A 19,942-nucleotide genomic window follows, 5' to 3' on the forward strand; every position below is an offset into this window, starting at 1 on the left:
GAGCTTCACGTTTCCATCAGGTTTTCGTTAGATCGGTTTCGTGGCGCAAACCCTCTGGAAAAGGAGCGGGCGATCATTGTCCGCCGCCTTCAATCCTGCCACGCCATTCAAGCGACAATTTCGATGTTGGACGGTTGCGCTACGGTTATCAGAACATTGCCGCGTTTGCGTCCAGTATCGACATGGGCATGCGCGGCTTGCATATCGTCGAATGCAAAGACACGATCAATCACAGGCCGATAGTTCCCCTGTGCCGCAAGTTGAACAACCGCCGCAAGAATATCCGGTGCTTCGCTTGCCACACCGCCAATCATTGTCTTGCCCGCCAGTTTCGCTTTGATCCCCCCAAAAATCATGTCGGACGTTTTGCCCGCGATCAGGACCATTTTGCCCCCGACTTTGATACCGTGTTGGGCCTGCGCCCATGACAGCGTGCCGACTGTGTCGACAACGACGTCATAGGTATCGGTCGGTGATATGACTGATTGCTCGCGGTAGTTAATGACCTTGTCCGCCCCTATTTCTTTGACCAATGCGACGTTTCTTCCGCTGCAGACCGCAGTGACATGTGCGCCGATGTGCTTCGCAATTTGTACGCAGGCCGACCCCACCGCACCCGATGCTCCGTTAATCAAAACGGTTTGCCCTTTTCGCAGCTTTGTCTTGTTCACAAGGAAATCGAAGGCCGTCGTTGCCCCAAACGGGATTGCGGTGGCGTTTTCAAATGACAGGTTGTCGGGTTTGCGGACGACTTTGCCATTGGCCGGCATCGTGATGAATTCGGCATGGGCACCAAAGGATGCGCCGGGAAACCCGATAACTGCGTCGCCAATTTCAAAATTGGTGACATCTGCACCCTTCGCGACAACAACGCCCGAAAACTCTGTTCCAAGGATTTGCTTGCGTGGCCCTGTGATGCCGAACACCAAACGGCCAACCAGTCCAAGCCCCTTTGGCATCGTCAGGCTGCGCGCCCGCCAATCCCCCGCGCTTACGGTGGTCGCGACGATTTGCACGAGGATATCGTTGGACTTTGGCGTGGGCGTCGGCAATTCGATCAGCTCTAGAACGTCGGGTGATCCGTATCGGGAATATGAAGAGGCAAACATTTTGGTTGTCCTTTAGGCAAATGAAAGTGCGGTTGTGGATGGCTTGTGTGCGCCACGGATCAGCAACCAAAGACCGAAGCTAATTTCTGACACTGTGACGATGATCAGAAGCAAGATGATGAGAGCGTTAATGATCGGTAGGTCGATAAACATTAGCTCGACGACACCTTGGATCAGGTAACCAAAGGCCCCAATGAACAGGCCTCGTCCCAAGATGGTCGGCACGATTGACGATCGTACAGTTAGCCAGCCAAGCGCGAGCAAATGTACCCCAAAGAAAAGCTGCCAGACGAAAACACCAAGGTCGTGGGCTCGGAAGCTGAGTTGAACCATTTCTGGCGATACGTGCGGGCCTGATGCCGATTGCAATAATGCGTAAGGCAACACCCAGATCAGCAGGTTTAGGCCCATGACGACGATCATGCCTGCGCGGGAAATCAGCGCGATGGTCGACATCAACGGACTGATAGAACGGAACAATTGATACAAAACAGCAGTGATGGCCAATTCGAACAAGATGACAGCGCAATCGGCAAACACGCCAAGCAAGAAAAGCCCTTCGTTGGCTTTCAGGTTCGCAAGAGAGGCCGCGCCGTCAGGGCCAACGATTTGCATCGGCACATACCCAATACTGAAACCGCCACACACGGCGATAGCGAGGTAAAGCGCACCAGCATAACGTGCAGCGATAGCGTCCCATTGGTGATGAACTGTTCGGGTCATGGTCATTCCTTTCCTTGCCAATTCAATGTTTGGCGGTAACTGCGTTTCTGTTGGGAAAGGTGTACGGCAGACCAGCATTCATGCGAATTGACCAAATTTCTTAGTTTGATATGCATATGTGCATGGATTGGCGTGCGGTAACATTTGATTGGAATAAGGCACGGGCGTTTTTGGTGACGGCCGAAGAAGGATCTTTGTCGGCCGCCGCACGCGCGCTGGGCATGGCGCAGCCGACACTGGGACGGCAAGTGGACGGCTTGGAACAGGAACTGGGCGTGGTTCTGTTTGAAAGGGTCGGGCGGGGCCTGACGCTGACGCCAAGCGGGTTGGAACTGCTCGAACATGTGCGCGACATGGGGGCGGCTGCTGGACGTGTTTCGCTTGCCGCTCTTGGCCAATCGCAAGCGCTGGAGGGGACGATTAGCATCTCTGCCAGCGAAACTTACGCTGCTGTCCTCTTGCCGCCGATCATCGCGAAACTGCGCAAAGAAGAACCCGGCATTCACGTCGAAATTGTCGTCACCAATCAGGCCAGTGATCTGTTGCGGCGCGAAGCGGATATCGCGTTGCGGAACTTCCGCCCGACCGAACCCGATCTCGTCGCGAAAAAGATCGGTATGGCCGATGCGATCCTGTACGCGACGCCAGCCTATATCGATCAGTTGGGGTCGCCCAAGACGCCATACGACTTGCGGCATGCGGATTTTGTGAATCTGGACAGGGCCGGGATGATGTTGAAAGGACTCAACACGCTTGGGCTGGGGCTGACAGAGGCGAACTTTCCGCTTTTGACAGAAAGCTATTTGGTAATGTGGGAACTCGTGAAGCAGGGCACTGCAATCGGAATCCTCGATTCCCTGATTGGCGATGCAGAACCCGCCGTCGTGCGTGTCTTGCCTGATCTCGAACCGCTGACTTTCCCGATATGGCTTGTCGCACATCGCGAATTGACGACGAGCAGACGGATCCGAAGGGTCTACGATTTCCTTGTCGAAGAACTGAAACGTTAGAATTTCTAAACGGGCCTTTGGCGGTGTCGCAGTAATGCCGTGGAACTCTTTCCGCTTCACCCAGTTCCTTGAACATCGACGCGCCAACAATCGTGCGCATCAATTTATCAAGGAACCTAAGCTATGAACCGCATTATTTATATTATCGGCCTTATCGTCGTCATCCTGTTTGTCCTTTCGTTCCTCGGCTTGCGCTAAAGGGCACGCCCATGGTTTCGCACCTTGTTTACGTGTCTGACAAAGATCCGGGTATTGCGCGGCGCAGGTGCGGCCGTGGGTTTTCCTACGTCGGCCCCGACGGCACGACGATTGCGCGGGGTCCAGAACGTAAACGGATCGAGGCATTAGGCATCCCGCCCGCCTACGAAGATGTATGGATCTGTACGCAGATTAACGGACATCTTCAGGCGACGGGGCGCGATGCGCGCAGCCGCAAACAATATCGCTACCACCCCGATTGGTCCGCCGCACAATCCCAAACCAAATTCGATCACCTCGCCGATTTTGGTGAGGTATTGCCGAAGATCAGACGCCGGATCGCCCGTGATGTCGAAACTGATCCCGGTGACGTCGAATTTGCGCTCGCCGCTGCGGTTATGCTGATTGATCGCGCATCGCTCCGCGTCGGGAACCCTGACTATACCGCGCAAAACGGTAGCTACGGCGCTCTCACGCTGCGTCGCAGGCATGTGTCGTTTGACGGGGAACAGATCGGGCTGAACTTTACGGCCAAGGGTGGCAAGAAAGTGCGCAAAACCGTTACGGACAAGAAGTTGCAACGACTTCTACATGATATGAACGATGTGCCGGGCGGCGCGTTATTAAGCTGGGTCGACGCAGATGGCACACCGCAAACACTGTCGTCGCATCAGTTGAACGCCTATCTGGCCGACGCGGCAGGCGACGATGCGGTTACAGCGAAAACATTTCGGACTTGGGCAGGCACGGTTGCCGGATTTGCCTGCGCAGAAAAAGGCAGCGCGACTATCAAAGACATCGCGCAAGCCGCCGCCACGCGGTTGCACAATACGCCAACAGTCGCGCGAAACAGCTACATCCATCCGGCAGTAATCGACCTAGCCGGACAGGACTATATCGACGTCGCATCGGCTAACCGTCACGGTCTATATGCGACCGAAAATCGTCTGCTTGGGCTGCTGACTAGTTGATCAGGGCGCTGCTGTTCAGTCGCGCGCCAGAACAACATCGAAATTCACCGACAGATATGGGGCGTCCACATTTCCGGACAGCGCCATCCCTTCAGGGAATGATGCCGCAGGTTGCTCAAGATACGTCATCACCAAATCATCGCGCACTCCAAACACTGTGTCTTGATCAAGGTACGGATCGTCATCGGGGAAGACTTCGGTCACCAGCGTCCGGTAACCGGGCGCTTTCACAATGAAGTGCAGGTGTGATGGCCGCCAAGGATGACGCCCACATGCCCGTAGAATACCGCCGACCGGTCCATCTGAAGGCACGGTGTATTCAACGGGTTTGACCGTCGTGAACGCATAGCGACCATCGTCGCCGACGGTCATTAACCCGTGAAACGAAAATGTGTCTTGGTCTTCGTCTTGGCTGGCATAAAGCCCGTTTGGGGCAGTCTGCCAAATGTCGATTTCAGCACCTGGAATTGGTGTGCCATCCGTGTTTCTGATAACGCCTTCTGCCAGCAAAACAGGGCCGCCAAAGCTGCGTTTCATATCGCCGCCAACCTCTAACGGCGGCGCGCCGGAAACGTGGAATGGCCCCAATACGGACGATGATGTCGCTTCATCACTGGAATGCAGCATGTCGATCAGCGACGACATTCCCAACACGTCAGAAGCCAGCACAAATTCGTGACGGTCTTCGGTTTCGATCGCGGCGCAGCCTTCCAGAAACGCGATCCCTTCCCGCCATTCGTCGTGCGTCAGCTTCGTTTCGCGGGCAAAGTCGTGCATGTGCTGCACCAGTGCCGACATGATTTCGCGGGTGCGCGGTGCCATGTCGTCGGCCATGTAGCTTTTGAAAACGTCGGTGATATTGTCTTTGGTCACGTTACGCATGGCGATAGGTCCTTAAAGTAGTGCAAGGCTGAGAATTGGGAATTCGATCAGAATCAACAAAATGATCAGCATCACGAAGGCGAAGGGCAGGGCACCCATGAACACGTCCTTGAGCGTAATGTTGTCATCGTTCAGCGTTGATTTGATTACAAAGCAGGATATGCCCAGCGGCGGCGTGAGCAGCCCGATTTCGGCCCCAACCACTGTGATGATGCCGAACCAGATCAACGACATGTCCATCGCTTCGACCAGCGGCAGGAACAGTGGCACGACGATCAGGATGATGGATGCAGTGTCCAAAATTGTGCCAAGGAAAATCATCAGCAAGACGTAAAGCAGCATTACGGTCCAGAACGACGCGGCATTGCCCGCCAGTAGATCTTGCAGTTGGTTCGGCAGACCGGCGAGGCCCAACATCCGGCTATAGATCGAAGCGGCTGTGATCAAAAACAGGATGGCGGCTGTGATGTGACCTGTTTCCAGCAACGCCTCCCAGAAGCCTTTCAATGTCATCGACCGACGCACCAACGCAATAATCAGCGCGACAAGCGATCCCGTCGCACCTGCTTCGACGGCAGTCATCCAACCTGTGTAAATGCCGCCCAGCACGATGGTGATCAGACCGACAGTGGGCAGGGTCTTGGATGCGATTTCGCGTGCGGACATCCATTCGCTGTCAGCAACCGTGCGACCGCCGACAAATTCGGGGGTGAAACGCCCCATGAACCAAATCGCGGCGACATATGCGATCGCCAGCATGATGCCGGGAATGACGCCTGCCAAGAACATGTCGCCGACGGATTGCTCTGCGACAAAGCTATAGATAATCAACATCGCAGATGGTGGGATGATCATCCCAAGAACCGATGATCCTGCGACGACACCAACCGCAAAACGTGGGTTGTAATCTTGGGCGATCATCTGGGGCACAGATACTTTGGTAAAGACCGAAGCGGATGCAATTGAAGACCCTGTAACAGCAGCAAAAACAGCGTTTGCGCCGACTGTGGCCATGCCGATGCCGCCTTTAACGCGGCGAAACCGCATGGTCATCACTTCATAGATGTCCCTGCCTAATCCGGCTTTCGACACGATTAATCCCATGAAGGTAAATAACGGAATGGTCGCGAAACTGTAGACCATCGCACTGTCGCCGACGGCAATTTTCAGCAGGTTCAGCGACAAAGTGAAATTGTCGCGCATCAACCAAATCGAGATCAAGGACACCATGCCCAAGGCAACTGGAATGTAGACGCCCGAATAGATCAGAAAAACGATGGCAGCGACCGAAATGAGGCCGATTTCGATTGGTGTCATGGTTTGGTGCCGCCTGTTTTGGCATTGTCGTCATGTTCTGGGGCGCGGATCAATTGTGGGCGATCCTGCGCGGTGATGACTTTGATGGTAAAGATGAGGCAGGCCAACGCGCTGCCGCTTGCGATGACAAATTTGATCGGCCACCACGGCACGGTAAATACGCCGGGGATGCCGAAAAAATCCTGCGTGCCCCACATTTTGATGAACTCTGGGAACATGATGTAGGCAATCAGGAACATAAAGATTGCAGAGACGGCATTGATCATCCGCCGGATATTCGATGTCAGGCGTGGCTTGCTTTGATGCAGCAGGTTGAGAAACCCGTCAGAGCGGGTCAATCGGTCCACGCGGACAACGTCTGCAAGCTGCAAGAAAACGATAAAGACGACTGAAAGCTGGACAATTTCGTATGTCCCTTTCAGCGGGGAATTGAACAGCCCTCGCGCGACCACGTCGACGTTCAGGATGATGACAAGGGCGAGAACCATCAAGGTTCCAGCGATATTTGCGGCCATGGCTAAGGCATTGGCGACCCGAGAAAGACCGCCGATTGCTGACTTGAGCATGTTGTGCTCCCTTCTCGGGTCGACAAGTGATTATTGGGCGGACCAGTCACGAACGCCGGTGAAACCAGCCGCTTCAAGCTTGGCAAGATATGCTTCAAGCATCTCTGTGCCCGGTTCGCCGTTATCGTTCAGTGTCGCTGCCCATTCTTGCGCAATGTTCGGAATGGCGGCGGCCCAAGCGGCACGGTCTTCTTCGGACACATCAACGATAGTCCCACCTGCTGCGACATAAGTCTCTTCGGCGGCTGCAGCGCGATCCATTGCGATGCCTGCAAGGTGATCGCGGTAATCAATTGCGACGGCTTGCAGGACCTCTTTCACTTCATCCGGCAGATTGTTCCAGTAGTCTTGGTTCACCGTGACAGTCTTAGAGTTCACAGCCCCCAGATCGGCGCGCAGCATGTACGGCGCTACTTCGGAAATCTTGAAGGTCGCGGCAGCTTCTGGCCACAGCATGCCCGCATCGGCCAAACCGGTCTGCATCATGTTGTAGAAATCGGTCAGGCCACCACGGACGCCGGCCGCGTCATTAATACCTTCGAGATACCGCAAGTTCATACCGGCGCCGGCAACCTTGAAACCTTCAAGATCAGAAACGCCTGCGACTTCTTGGGTCGAAAAGACCTGATAGCTGTTCAGCACAACGCCCGTCGCCAGATACACTTGGTTCTGTGCTGCGAATTCGTTTTGCATCGCCGGAAATTCGCGGGCAATTTCATCAACGGCTTGGGCCACGGCGCGGGCATCAGATGACACAAACGGTGTGACTGCGGACAGGCCTTGGCTTGGCAATTTGGATGAATGGAAGATCGTGGTGACGATCCCGATGTCGCCCAAACCCAACTGGATGCCTTCAAGAACGCCTTTCGGTTTGACGATTGAGCCGCCATAGTTTTCCTGCCAGTCCATGACGTAATTGCCGTTCTCGGCGAGGCGGCGGTCAACTTCTGGAATGAAGAAGTTCGTGAATTCTTTTACCCAAAGGGCGCGATCCGGATAACCGTCGATCACAACTGCTGAAATCGTCTCTTGTGCGGCGACGGGCAGGGCCGTCATCGTCGCAAGCGCAGCACCCATCACGGTGCGTCTTGTCCAAGTCATCATTTGTCATTCCTCCCAGAATACGGGCGTTCGCCCAATTGATTTTAGTTTGCTTTCACCCAATTCACGGTCAAATCCGTGCCCGCTGCTTCGAACAGCTTGGCAATGGCACAGTACTTTGCAGTCTCCACCCCAACCAAATCCAACTCCTCTTGGCTGGCCGGGGTGGTGCAATTCACCGTGAGTGTGATTTCGGGAAACGGCACGTCGATCTCTTCCTCCATGAGAACGCCGCGCCGGTCGAATTTGCAGTTGGCGTCGATGTCGATCTCTCCCAGATCAACGCCGAGCCGCTTTGCATTTTTATGTCCAATGACGTTGGTACAAGCGATTAAGGCTGTCATTGCAGCTTCCGTCGGGGTCGGGCCAAGGTTTGTGCCGCCCCGTTCCGCAGGTTCATCAATAACGACATTCAAATCGCGCACCGGAATTTCGGTGCGGGCATGCGTCGGACAGGCCGCTTTGGCGCGGTACGTCACGACAGTTTTCATTTTGACAGCCATCTTTGTACCCTCAGATTACGCTACAGACTTTGTCGAATGAAAAGCGTGGTAGCTTTTGAAACAGCGCCGTTTCATCGGCATAGCCAATGTTGCATAGAAAATTTGATTTCAGACGCGTGCCTTTGAAGAATTCTTCATCAACAATTGCGTTTGAAAAACCGGACATCGCACCAACGTCCAAACCAACAGCACGTGCCGCGATCATGAAATAAGCGCCCTGTAACGTCGCATTGCGGTCTGCGGTGTCTTCGCAATAGGCATCGTTCCCATCAAACAAATGGCGGCGGTCTTCATGCGGGAAAAGGAACGGCAGTTCGTGCCAAAAATCCATGTCCTGCGCGATAATCGCAGTGACCGGCGCGCCCATCATCTTTGCGACATTCTGCGGCTTTAGCGATTTGGCCAGCCGTTCTTTACCTTCTTTGGACTTCACGAATATGAAACGCGCAGGCAGTGTGTTCATCGACGTGGCACCATTGATGGTGATGTCGAAGATTTCCTCAAGCATGCCATCCGGTATCGGGCGATCCGTCCACGCATAATGCGACCTTGCCTCACGCAGGATCAGATCAATGGCATCGTCGGACAGACGACTGATGCGAGCACGCAGAGTGCGGTGGTCTTCCTGCGCTTTGGCACGCAAAGCGTCCAGTTCTGAACCGGTTGGCGCGTTCATTCTGCCGCTACCCCTTGGCTATCGTTTTCATCAACGATTGGGTTCGAACAAATGCCGATGCCTTCGATTTCGATATCAACAGTTTCCCCGGGGACCAGCCAGCGCGGGTTCGGTTTCTTGGCGTGGCCAACACCCGGTGGTGTGCCCATTGCGATCAAATCTCCGGGTTCAAGCGTTGTGTATTCCGAAATGGTTGCAATGGTTTGCGCGACCGACCAGATCATGTTGCCGGTATTGGATGATTGCAAAATCTCGGACCCGACGCGGCTTTCGATCTTCAGGCCCGCAGCCCCAGCAGGGACTTCATCTGGCGTTACAACAAATGGGCCGATTGCGCCTGTGTTGTCGAAGTTTTTGCCGGGGGTCCACTGGTGGGTTTTGCGTTGATAGTCACGCACCGACCCGTCGTTAAAGACGGTATAACCAAACACATGATCCAGCGCGTCCGCCTCTGAAATATGACGACCACCTTTGCCGATGATCATCATCAGCTCTGCTTCGTAGTCGAGTTTGTCGGAACACGTCGGGCGAACCAAAGGTGCGCCAGCTGCCATGATCGAATTCTTCCCACGCATGAACAGGGCAGGGTAGTCGGGGATGTCGTAGCCACCCTCTTTGATGTGATCAGTGTAGTTCAAACCAAGACAAATGATCGTTCCGGGCTTGGCGACAGGCAAGGCAGGCGTGATGTCACCGACAGGAACACGAGTAGCGCCGTCAATCTTGGCCGCGACCGATTCTGCCAGCGCGGGATCCGCAATCAGGGCCATCAAGTCAGAGCCGACAGCAGCGTCCAAAGCCGTCAAATTAACGGCCTCGTCACCCTTAACAGCAAACACCGCTGCGCCGTTCGCCGTCTCGCCCACCAAATATTTCATAAGTACAATCCTTGTCAGTTTGGATAATTTCTGCCTACAATTGTGTGGTAAGTCAATAAATATCGATATTTTTGCGAGGGAGTGCAAAATGGTTGCATGGGCAGACTATAAGGCGGAAGCAAAGTCGCGCGGCGCTTTGGCGTTGGAATTATACGTCGCAATGTCGACACCAGCCAAAGAACCGCAGGACGTCAAAGCCGCCTTGCCGGATCACCTCGCGTATCAGGCAAAACTGGAACAAGCAGGCGCATTGGCTTTCGCAGGTCCGATGTCCGATGAAACCGGCGAGCACATGCAAGGCGTCGGGTTGGTCATCTACCGGGCCGAAAGCCTTGAAGCGGCGCGTGCTTTGGCAGAGGCCGACCCGATGCACCAAAGTGGCGCGCGGGCATTCACCTTGCGACGTTGGATGATCAACGAGGGATCATTGAATTTGTCGGTCGGTCTATCTACGAACGCCGTGACGCTGACTTAAGGGGATTTCCGCATGAACATGATGGACGACACTAGCGGCAGAGAAACATCTGCCACCCGCGCGGCCTATCTGTCTTTGCGGGATATGATCCTGACCGGCGAATTGCCGGCGGGTAAAAAGCTGAAGATCGAACAATTGCGCAAATTGTTGGACACTGGCGCATCGCCAGTGCGCGAGGCGTTAAGCCTGCTGACCTCTGACATGCTGGTCGAACGGATCGATCAGCGCGGATTTCGTGCGGCCCCTGCGAGCCTTGCCAACTTTGATGAAATTCTCAGGCTGCGATGTGTTCTGGAAGATATGGCATTGCGCCAGTCTATTGGGCAAGGCACGCCAGAATGGGAAGAACAGCTTGTTCTGTCGCATCACCGCATGAAGCGCATGACCAACACCGATGTCTTTGAGGATGCGCATAAGACATTTCACATGACGCTGCTGAGCAGTGCGAAATCGCCCATGTTGGAACGCTATTGCAGTCAGCTCTATGATCTGAACATTCGGTATCGTTATCTGGCCGCATCTGGGGATAACTATCAAACGCGGGATATCGCAGCCGAGCATGACACCATCTTTGAAGCAGCCGTGCAGCGCGACGCAGATGCCGCGTCTGATGCATTGCTCAGCCATTATCGGCTCACAGGCGAATACCTCATGTCTCAGCTGACCGATCTATGAATATACCGATTTAAAGTATATGATTGCAATAATATCGATATTCTGACAGCATCGCTCTGAAAGACGGAGAGACACGTGCAGCGCAATCGATTCCTTGGCGACCTATTGTCCACATTGTTTGATCGTAACAGCACGTTGCGCAGCACGGATGACACGCGCGATATCTACGCCTTATGTCGCGCGCTTCTGTCGGCAGAAGGAAATGTTTCCGGACAGACATTGGCTGGAACGGTTCTAAGACGCTACCAATCACTGGACGATGCGGAAAAAGCTTCATTTTTCACGTTTCTGAATGATGAGCTTGATGTCGATACGGGCGCACTTTCCAGCTTGGTCCAGTCCTACGCGGATGACCCCACGCCCAAGAATTTCGAAGCCATGTCATTTGCCGCTGAACCCAAACGGCAGGAATTACTGCGACGGTTGAACCAGCCGGTTGGCGCGACGCAGATCATCGTCGGGATGCGGGTCGATCTGCTGCGCATCTTGAAATCGCGCCCCGAACTGCAACGCACCAACCACGACTTTATCCATTTGTTCAGCAGCTGGTTTAATCGCGGGTTCTTGGTGTTGAAGGCCATCGATTGGGATACACCCGCTCGGTTGCTCGACAAAATTGTGGCTTATGAAGCGGTACATCAGATCAACGATTGGGATGATTTGCGTCGCAGGCTTTACCCTTCGGATCGCCGTTGCTTTGCGTTCTTCCATCCTGCAATGCCGGATGAACCGTTGATTTTTGTGGAGGTCGCGCTGACCGAAACGGTGCCGGGGTCCGTGACGAAACTACTGTCCGAAGTGCGTACGCCACTTGCCGCTGAAGATGCGAAAGTTGCGGTGTTTTATTCAATATCCAACTGCCAACGCGGGTTAACGGGGATTAGCTTTGGCAACCTTCTGATCAAACAGGTCGTCGCGGAATTGTCCCACGCATTTCCGCAATTGGAAGACTTCGTCACCCTGTCCCCCATACCCGGCCTGAACCGCTGGTTGTCCACCCAAACGTCTAATCCCGATCATGGGCACATTGCGACAGCCATTCTGGACCAAAGTGCCGAACCGCAAGACATTCGCGCAATGGCGGCCCGATATCTTTTACATGCCAAACGTGACGACGGGATGCCCGTAGATCCCGTCACGCGGTTTCATTTGGGTAATGGCGCAGAGGTTTTTGATGTGCATGCGGATGCGGACACGTCTGCCAATGGCCTTGCCCAATCCAGCGGCGCTATGGTCAATTACAAATACGATTTGTCGCTCACCCAGCGGCACCACGAAGATTTTGCCTTAAACGCAATCGTGACAGCTGCGAAGCCTGCGGTGGCACTGTCAAATTCAACGCTCTCAGCGAAGCCCAAGGAAGTCGCAACGTGACCAATACCCTCTATGACGCGCTGATTGCGCCGCATGCTAAAAGTGATGCAACTTTCCTGACGCTCGATGATGGTCGCACCCTTAGTTTTGCCGATTTCACCTGTCGGGTCGCGCAATTGGCGCATGTTTTGCATGATGCTGGCGTATCGGCTGGCGATCGGGTCTTGGTGCAGGCGCCGAAACTTCTGGATACCATCGCGCTTTATGGTGCGGCTGTTCAGACAGGTGCGGTCTATTTGCCGCTAAATACTGCCTACACGCAGTCTGAACTGGCTTATTTCATCGAAGACGCAGGACCCAAAGTGGTGGTCTGTGACGCAAGCAGCCAAGCAGAGGTAGCGTCGATTTGCGCGGATGGCACGACAATCCTAACGCTTGATGCAAAAGGGCAAGGAACGTTGTCTAAACAGGCGGATGCGAAATCAAAGACCTTTGAAACTGTGCCACGGGGGCCAGAAGATCTAGCTGCATTGCTTTACACGTCTGGCACCACGGGGCGGTCGAAAGGCGCAATGCTGTCGCATAAGAACCTGCTGTCGAACGCGCAAAGCCTGACAGATCTGTGGCAGATTAGCGCTGACGACCGCTTGATCCATGCCTTACCTATTTTCCATACACATGGGCTTTTTGTGGCGATGAACACGTCGTTGCTGGCGGGGGCACAGGTCCGGTTTATGACAGCTTTCGAAATTGATACGATTATCGCTGAATTGCCCCAGTCGACGATGTTGATGGGTGTGCCGACGTTCTACACACGGCTACTTGGCGATGCGCGGCTGACGCGTGATCTGGTCGCCAACATGCGTCTTTTTGTTTCGGGATCCGCACCACTGCTCGCTGAAACGCACACGGCTTTTGAAGACCGCACAGGACACCGTATTCTTGAACGATATGGGATGACCGAAACCAACATGATCACGTCAAACCCCTTTGATGGGGATCGGATCGCAGGTACCGTCGGCTACGCGTTGCCGGGCACAGAGGTCGAAGTCACCGATAACGGCACACCCGTTGCGGCGGGCGAAATCGGCATGATCGAAGTGCGCGGCGACAACGTGTTTCAAGGCTACTGGAAAATGCCGGAGAAAACGGCAGAAGAACTGCGCGACACTGGGTTCTTCATCACTGGTGATCTGGGTGTGAAGTCAGAGGATGGGCGCATTTCGATTGTCGGGCGCGAAAAAGATCTGATCATTTCGGGTGGCTACAACATTTACCCCAAAGAGATTGAAGATGTCATCAACGACATTGACGGCGTGCTTGAAAGCGCTGTGTTCGGCGTCCCGCATCCTGATTTTGGCGAAAGCGTTTTGGCGTCGGTGGTGCTCGAAAATACGGACGTGACCGCCGATGCGATTGCAGCGCAGGTTGAACCGAAACTGGCGCGTTTCAAACACCCGCGTCGCTACATGATCACCGACGCTTTGCCGCGCAATACAATGGGCAAGGTGCAAAAGAATGTGTTGCGTGCTGAAAATACGGACTGAATTAAGCGTCACGTAGACACGCGCGAATGATTACCTGCCAAACATGTAATCCGCAGCGACCGGATAGTGATCCGTCGGCCATTCGCCGTCAAACTTGCGTCGAAGAACAACGGGTTCGCCAACCAGTTCAACCGCTCCCACACTGCCAATATGATCGATGGCGCCAAACAGGTTGATGCCTCTGTTCATGTGATAGGTCGCACCACGTACGGGCGCAAAATCGACACCGGCATCTGCAATGATGTTTGCGGTCTTGTCGCCTATGCGTGCGTTCAAATCACCCACGACAAAAAGCGTTTCACCCGCTGCGATCCAAGGGGCAACGCGATCAGCAACCAACTGCGCTGATTGAAGGCGGTTTGATCGGCTGGCGTAGTCCGTATGGATATTCACAACGCGGAAATGATCGTTGGTTCTTTTGTCCTGAAAGATGGCCCATGATGCAAAAGCGGGAAATGATCCGTTAAAGGTGCGTGAATAGATGACATCCGGCGTGTCCGAGAAAAAGAACCAGCCTTGGTCGACCAAGTCCAACTGTGTTGCGCGGTACAAGATGGGCTGTGTTGACGGAAATTCATTGGGATCGCCAACGGCCGCCGCGGCATAATCGGGATTGTTTTCAAGCAACCAGTCGAGCGTCAGGTTCGTATCCCCGTTACTGCCACGCGCAAAGCTTTCCATTTCCTGAAACGCAATGACGTCAGCGCCAATTTCCTTAAAGGCAAGGTCTAACGGGCGCTTCCGGCGTTCCCAATCGGCGACCGACCACGGGCCGGTTTCTTTGCTCAGGATGATGTAATGCACATTGTAAGTCGCGATGCGCAGCGTTTCATCCGTTGCGGGAGGCAGCGCGGTTTCGCCGGAATTGCGCGCAATCTGGCAGCCGACAACGGTCAAGCATGTCAAAACAAGGCTGACGATAATCTTGGCAATTCGTTTGATCATGGGGCGGCTTCTTTCGTGTTTGTCTTGCCCCGTTTATCGCGTCGATAGCCTTGCGCACAGGCAAATTCGCTTTGCTTACAAAAATGTAATGTTGCGGCAAGCCCGAGGCAAAGATCAACGCCTAGGTCATTCCAATCCAATCAGAAGGGACATGGAATGGGCTTGGGATTATCGTCAGCGAAAAAGAGACTGAAACAAACAGGTTCGCTGGTCTGGCTATGTGTCATCGTGCTTGCACAAGTCGCAATCGTCGCGCCGTTTGTGCCTATTAGCAATATATTGCCTGCAAGTTTTGGTGCGTTAACGCTGACCGCGTTGGCGGCGGCGTTGGTGCTTGCCGCGAGATGGCGGGTTGTCGACACGATCCTTGGTGGTCCGGACAAAAGTTATGAAGCGCACCGCGCAGCAGGTATCTTGTCGATGATTGGTTTGTCGGGGCACTGGGCTCTGGCGTCATCCGTGGGGCGGGGGATTTTCCCGCCGCTTGCCGAAACTGGCGAAGCCGCCGGCGTCGTTGCAGCCTACGCCATGCTCATCTTGGCGGCGGTGTCTGCGTTGAAGATGATCCCCTATCATATCTGGAAAGCCAGCCATTGGCTGATGGGTCCGATGTTCCTAATCGCCGTCTATCACACATTTCTAGCCGCCACGCCGCTTGCGACATTCAGCGCCCCTTGGATTTACCTTGCCGCTGTTAGCGTTCTGGGTCTGATCGCATGGGGCCGAACATTATCGCGGCGCAAACGTGGCGTGACCACAGTGTCCGTCGTAGATGTGAACACGGTGGGGCATGCCATCGAATTGACTGTCGCCGCTGACCATCCTTTGCAGGACTACCGTCCGGGACAATTTGCGACATTACGCGATCCGTCTCTTGGGGAAGAACGCCATCCATTCACAATCGCAGGTGGCACCGGTCGGCAACGTAAGTTCGGGATTGCGGCTGGTGGGGATTGGACGCGAAATTTGGTGGACCACATCCGTGCAGGCGACACATTGGAATTAGGATCACCAGAAGGGCGCTTCTATCCAAAAATCGCCGACAACCGCCCTGCGCAAATGTGGGTTGCGGGCGGTATCGGCGTGACGCCTTTTCTGGCGGCTCTTGAGGCGATGAAACCTGATGACGGCGCAGGTGTGACAATGATCTATTGCTACCGTGGGCAAAACACGGCTGTGGGGTTGGCTGCCTTGCGTCTCCACGCGGATAGACTGCCGCAACTCACCCTAATCGAAGCGGACAGCAGCGCGGCGGGGCGCCTAACACTGGATCAAGTCCAGTCTGTGATTGGCCAGATGCCCAAAGGGGCAGCTTTGTTCATGTGTGGATCAGAGCAATTGAAGGCAATGATTGCAACGGTTTGGTGCGACGTGGGGCAGACGGGGCGTATCCATACCGAGGCCTTCGATTTCAGGAACGCGTGGCATGTTTCTGACCTTTGGACGTCAGCACGTAGCGTGCTGAGGATGCTTTCGACTACTTTCGTGCCACTGGTCCCGCGTGGATTTAGGCGTTAAGCCTGATCCGTGAACCCGGAGAAAACACTGTGAAAATCCTGCTTTTGGAAGATGATCAAGAGATTGGTAGTTGGGTCCGTGATGGCCTTTCAAAGGCGGGTCACGTCGTCGATTGGGTGACCGACGGCAAAGATGCGTTGGTCATGGCCACCACGCAGGATTTTGACGTGATGGTGTTGGACCGGATGACGCCGGGTCTGGACGGTATGTCTGTTCTGAAGGCTGTGCGCGCATCCAAGAATACGACGCCCGCGCTGTTTCTCACGGCATTGTCCGACATTGATGATCGTGTCGAAGGATTACAGGCTGGTGCTGACGACTACCTTCCCAAACCCTTCGCGCTGACCGAATTGGAAGCGCGTGTCGCCGCACTTGGCCGTCGGGCACAACCAGCCCAAACGGCTGAAGCGACGTCTTTGAATGTTGGCGACATTGCACTGGATTTGTTGAAGCAAAGCTGTACGCGACAGGGCCAGCATATTGATTTGAACACCAAGGAATTCAGACTTCTCGAAGCATTCATGCGGGCAAAGGGTCGCGTTTTGACGCGCAACATGTTGTTGGAAAAGGTCTGGGACATGAATTTTGACCCGACCACAAGCGTCGTAGAAACCCACGTCAGCCGCTTGCGTGGTAAGATTGAAAAGCCGTTTGGCGATACCGTGATAAGGACGATCCGAGGTGCTGGATATATTTTCGACCCTCAAGGCTAGCGCAGCCCGCATCTGGCGGATGACAGCGCTGCGGCAAACGGTGCTTTTGACTGGCGTGTTCATAATCGTGCTGGTCGGGGCTGGGATCATCGCGGCAATCGAAGTCCGCGAAGAAATGTCTAGACGGGCCGATGATCGTATCGAACGCCGCCATATCCAGATCGTGCGCGACGTGGCCGCTGGTGAATTCGATCTCAAAGACCTGCGCAATACCGGACTGGAACGGTTTCTCTTCACGCCAGAAACGGCATCGCAAGACCGAAGTCTCAGGCGGCAAGGGTTCTTTACCGATCAGCGGCTTTTGCCACGCAGGCGCGATGATGACAGCGTTTGGATGTTTTATGGTGGGGCAGTGTCGGGCGGTTGGCTAGTTGTTGGGCAGAACATTGGTGAATTCGCAATCTTTGATGAAGTTTTAGCCCAAGCATTCCTCTGGGTCGGGACGTTGGCCGCGATTGTCGCGTTGGTGTTTGGGCTGCTGTTTGGCTGGCGCAGCCAACGGCGGATCACGGCCATCTCAGCGGTGCTTGATCAAGCGGCGCAAGGCGATTTATCCGCGCGGGTGCATGCCAAGGGCCAAGAAGACGACCTGAAAGTGCTTGGTGATCAGGTGGACGATGCCATTGCTCGGATTGATGTGCTGCTGGTGCAGGCGCGCAGCTTTTCGGCCAATATCGCGCATGATCTCAAGACGCCGCTGACACGGTTACGCATACGACTTGAAACCGCGCTGACAGGTGATGGCGATCCGATTGATGGGATCGGCGCGGCGTTGGAACAAACCGACCGTGTCATGTCGATATTTGATGCAATTCTGCAGCTCGGGAAACTGGATTCCGGTGCCATGAAACAGACCTTCGCTCCTGTCGACCTTGCGGCCGTTGCGACCGAACTGGCCGAAACCTATGCACCGGTGGTCGAGGATAGCGGACGACATTTTTCAACCCAGATTTCCACAGTTGAGATTAACGGCGACCGTGTGTTGTTGACGCAATTCTTGGCTAATCTGATCGAAAACGCATTGCGGCACACGCCCGAAGGATCATCTATGGTTCTTGTCGCCAATACGCACGAACTTGGCCTCATGGATGACGGTCCAGGCATACCCGCAGCAGAACGGGATCGCGCGTTGGAACCATTGTACAGGTTGGAAAAAAGCCGCACGACCGAAGGGGCAGGGCTCGGGCTTGCCTTGGCCGCAAAGATCGCAGATTTGCATGATGCCCGTATCGATCTGTCCGATAATCCTGCAGGGCAGGGGTTGTTTGCCCGCATGATTTTTAACAAAAAATGAACCTGACAAAAATGTAAGGTTCGCGCCAAGCAACCGTCATCTCCACCCTCCAAATGTCTTTCATCGCAACAACAGATGGAAAGACAAAAATGGAAAAGTTCAAAACATACGCAGCAACTGCAGGGGCCGCACTGGTCGCAGTGCTCATCGCGCCTTTTGTCGCCGTATTTGGGCTGACCATGCTGGGCCTCGCCTTTGGCATGTCGATCCTGATGACCGTTGCGATGATCGCCATTGCTTGGCGCAATCAACCTCAGTGCAACACTGATCAACCTCGGGCGGCTTCGCCCGATACACAGGCCGACGCATCTGATGCGCAGCCTGCCTAACTCCCAACCCAACCTTAAGGAAATCAAAATGAAAACCGAAAAAATGATCCCCGCTACGTTTCTTGCCGTTGCTTTGACACTGACAGGTATCGGTATGGCAGGCGCACAAACCGCTGACACAAACGTTGTTACTGAACAGGCGGAAACATCTGTTGATGGTCAAGTGACGCGTGCTGATCATCGGGGCGACCGCGATCATGGTCGTGACCGTGGCGAACGTCGCGGCGGCGGCATGGCATTCGGCGCGCTGCTGAACGATGCAAATGATGACGGTGCGATCACGCAAGACGAAATCGATTTGTTCCGCACCGCACTGGTTGCTGGTGCAGATGCATCCGGTGAAGGCGATATCTCAATCGACGAATTCCAGTCTATCTATCTGGAACTGATGCAAGAACGGGTCGCTCATAGTTTCGAACGCCTTGATGCGGATGACGATGGTCAAATCACCCAAGCCGAAATGGACGAGAAATTCGGCGACATTGTCGAACGGATGGACCGCAATGATGACGGTGCGTTGACAGAAGATGATCGCGGACACCGTAAAAATGGTCGCGATCGTTCGTAAGACATCCATCAATACGGGGAAGGGCTGCCAAATTGGCGGCCCTTTTCACATGTGTGGCTTGCAATCTAAGACACTTGTGCAGCGGTGCCCCATGGACGCATTTAGTGTAAATTGCTATGTCATAGATTAATGACAACTGCACGGCGTCATGAAAGTTGTCTCCTCTCATCGAAGCGACACCCCGCGCGACTTCGCTTCCATATGGTTTCTACTTTGCCTCAAGACTTCCGAAATATTCTACGTCAAGAAACGCGTGTTGCGCATGATCAGCTAGATCATCATTTCACTCAAATCGATATCGCTAGCCGGGATGGCCTTAAGGCTTTCGTTGACGTTCATTTGGCTTGTTTTCAGATGATGCAAGCGCGACTGCGGTCCCCGAATTTGTCTGCTGCGACGTTGCAGGACATGATCAATGGTCTTGCTTTGGATGCAGTGGTGCTTGGCCTTGATCACCCCGTCGATGCACCCGCGCTTGAGCACCAGATCGACCCTTTGGCGATCGACTATTTGGTCGCTGGATCAAGATTGGGGTCAAAGGTTTTGTCGCGGCGCTGGGCCCAATCGCAAGATCCGTTGGTTCAGAATGCTAAGACGTATTTCAGCCAGCCCAGCGACCCGACTTTGTGG

At 54.3% G+C, this 19,942-nt stretch carries 22 protein-coding genes; 11 read left to right on the forward strand and 11 right to left on the reverse strand.

The features are described from left to right. Positions 1-107: 107 nt before the first annotated feature. Entirely contained in the window at positions 108-1,109 is a 1,002-nt protein-coding gene (locus K3729_06190; GenBank protein ID UWR00361.1) for an NAD(P)-dependent alcohol dehydrogenase, read from the reverse strand. Positions 1,110-1,121: 12 nt separating this feature from the next. After that, positions 1,122-1,832, reverse strand: a complete 711-nt coding sequence (locus K3729_06195; protein UWR00362.1) for a DUF4386 domain-containing protein — start codon at positions 1,830-1,832, stop codon at positions 1,122-1,124. 110 nt (positions 1,833-1,942) lie between these two features. Between K3729_06195 and K3729_06200 the strand changes: the two genes are divergently transcribed. After that, positions 1,943-2,842, forward strand: a complete 900-nt coding sequence (locus K3729_06200; GenBank protein ID UWR00363.1) for a LysR family transcriptional regulator — start codon at positions 1,943-1,945, stop codon at positions 2,840-2,842. A gap of 209 nt (positions 2,843-3,051) precedes the next feature. Further along, positions 3,052-4,011, forward strand: coding sequence for a DNA topoisomerase IB (locus K3729_06205; GenBank protein UWR00364.1), 960 nt, complete (start codon positions 3,052-3,054; stop codon positions 4,009-4,011). 15 nt (positions 4,012-4,026) lie between these two features. Here K3729_06205 and K3729_06210 read toward each other — a convergent pair whose 3' ends face one another. The 7 genes from K3729_06210 to K3729_06240 are packed head-to-tail and all read right to left on the reverse strand — an operon-like array spanning position 4,027 to position 9,934. Next, complete coding sequence (locus K3729_06210) at positions 4,027-4,893, reverse strand: hydroxyquinol 1,2-dioxygenase (protein UWR00365.1); 867 nt, start codon at positions 4,891-4,893, stop codon at positions 4,027-4,029. A 12-nt stretch (positions 4,894-4,905) separates the two neighbouring features. Continuing rightward, positions 4,906-6,210, reverse strand: a complete 1,305-nt coding sequence (locus tag K3729_06215; protein UWR00366.1) for a TRAP transporter large permease subunit — start codon at positions 6,208-6,210, stop codon at positions 4,906-4,908. Next, the gene (locus tag K3729_06220; GenBank protein UWR00367.1) at positions 6,207-6,776 is read right to left on the reverse strand and encodes a TRAP transporter small permease; all 570 of its coding nucleotides are present in this window, start codon (positions 6,774-6,776) and stop codon (positions 6,207-6,209) included. The genes K3729_06215 and K3729_06220 overlap by 4 nt, the downstream gene beginning before the upstream one ends. Positions 6,777-6,806: 30 nt before the next feature. After that, positions 6,807-7,880, reverse strand: coding sequence for a C4-dicarboxylate TRAP transporter substrate-binding protein (locus K3729_06225; protein UWR00368.1), 1,074 nt, complete (start codon positions 7,878-7,880; stop codon positions 6,807-6,809). Between the two features lie 41 nt (positions 7,881-7,921). After that, positions 7,922-8,380, reverse strand: coding sequence for an OsmC family protein (locus tag K3729_06230; GenBank protein ID UWR00369.1), 459 nt, complete (start codon positions 8,378-8,380; stop codon positions 7,922-7,924). 10 nt (positions 8,381-8,390) lie between these two features. After that, positions 8,391-9,056, reverse strand: a complete 666-nt coding sequence (locus tag K3729_06235; GenBank protein ID UWR00370.1) for a malonic semialdehyde reductase — start codon at positions 9,054-9,056, stop codon at positions 8,391-8,393. After that, entirely contained in the window at positions 9,053-9,934 is an 882-nt protein-coding gene (locus K3729_06240; GenBank protein ID UWR00371.1) for a fumarylacetoacetate hydrolase family protein, read from the reverse strand. The genes K3729_06235 and K3729_06240 overlap by 4 nt, the downstream gene beginning before the upstream one ends. Positions 9,935-10,022: 88 nt before the next feature. Between K3729_06240 and K3729_06245 the strand changes: the two genes are divergently transcribed. The 4 genes from K3729_06245 (at position 10,023) to K3729_06260 (ending at position 13,945) form a co-directional block, all read left to right on the forward strand. Next, positions 10,023-10,409 (forward strand): YciI family protein, encoded by a 387-nt coding sequence (locus K3729_06245; protein ID UWR00372.1) that lies wholly within the window; start codon positions 10,023-10,025, stop codon positions 10,407-10,409. 12 nt (positions 10,410-10,421) lie between these two features. Then, positions 10,422-11,084, forward strand: coding sequence for a GntR family transcriptional regulator (locus K3729_06250; protein UWR00373.1), 663 nt, complete (start codon positions 10,422-10,424; stop codon positions 11,082-11,084). Between the two features lie 75 nt (positions 11,085-11,159). Beyond that, positions 11,160-12,458, forward strand: coding sequence for a malonyl-CoA decarboxylase (locus K3729_06255; protein ID UWR00374.1), 1,299 nt, complete (start codon positions 11,160-11,162; stop codon positions 12,456-12,458). Beyond that, the gene (locus K3729_06260) at positions 12,455-13,945 is read left to right on the forward strand and encodes a malonyl-CoA synthase (GenBank protein UWR00375.1); all 1,491 of its coding nucleotides are present in this window, start codon (positions 12,455-12,457) and stop codon (positions 13,943-13,945) included. Before K3729_06255 ends, K3729_06260 begins: the two co-directional genes overlap by 4 nt. Positions 13,946-13,975: 30 nt before the next feature. On the opposite strand, the gene K3729_06265 is transcribed toward K3729_06260, so the two are convergent. Beyond that, entirely contained in the window at positions 13,976-14,890 is a 915-nt protein-coding gene (locus K3729_06265; GenBank protein UWR00376.1) for an endonuclease/exonuclease/phosphatase family protein, read from the reverse strand. A gap of 156 nt (positions 14,891-15,046) precedes the next feature. On the opposite strand from K3729_06265, the gene K3729_06270 reads away from it, so the two are divergent. The 5 genes from K3729_06270 to K3729_06290 all read left to right on the forward strand — a co-directional run bounded on the left by K3729_06270 (position 15,047) and on the right by K3729_06290 (position 19,312). Then, a complete protein-coding gene (locus K3729_06270; GenBank protein ID UWR00377.1) occupies positions 15,047-16,408 on the forward strand; it encodes a ferric reductase-like transmembrane domain-containing protein in 1,362 nt (453 codons plus the stop codon). A gap of 29 nt (positions 16,409-16,437) precedes the next feature. Then, complete coding sequence (locus tag K3729_06275) at positions 16,438-17,121, forward strand: response regulator transcription factor (protein ID UWR00378.1); 684 nt, start codon at positions 16,438-16,440, stop codon at positions 17,119-17,121. Further along, on the forward strand, positions 17,090-18,415 hold the full coding sequence (locus K3729_06280) for a HAMP domain-containing histidine kinase (protein ID UWR00379.1): 1,326 nt from the start codon (positions 17,090-17,092) through the stop codon (positions 18,413-18,415). The genes K3729_06275 and K3729_06280 overlap by 32 nt, the downstream gene beginning before the upstream one ends. Before the next feature lie 89 nt (positions 18,416-18,504). Next, positions 18,505-18,744 carry a hypothetical protein gene (locus K3729_06285; GenBank protein ID UWR00380.1) on the forward strand — a complete coding sequence of 80 codons (240 nt, stop codon included), beginning with the start codon at positions 18,505-18,507 and terminating at the stop codon, positions 18,742-18,744. 28 nt (positions 18,745-18,772) lie between these two features. Next, positions 18,773-19,312, forward strand: a complete 540-nt coding sequence (locus K3729_06290; GenBank protein UWR00381.1) for a hypothetical protein — start codon at positions 18,773-18,775, stop codon at positions 19,310-19,312. A gap of 270 nt (positions 19,313-19,582) precedes the next feature. On the opposite strand, the gene K3729_06295 is transcribed toward K3729_06290, so the two are convergent. Continuing rightward, the gene (locus K3729_06295; protein ID UWR00382.1) at positions 19,583-19,795 is read right to left on the reverse strand and encodes a hypothetical protein; all 213 of its coding nucleotides are present in this window, start codon (positions 19,793-19,795) and stop codon (positions 19,583-19,585) included. Positions 19,796-19,942: the final 147 nt, after the last annotated feature.

It is taken from the genome of Rhodobacteraceae bacterium S2214 (genome assembly GCA_025141675.1).
Classification (GTDB): Bacteria; Pseudomonadota; Alphaproteobacteria; order Rhodobacterales; family Rhodobacteraceae; genus Yoonia.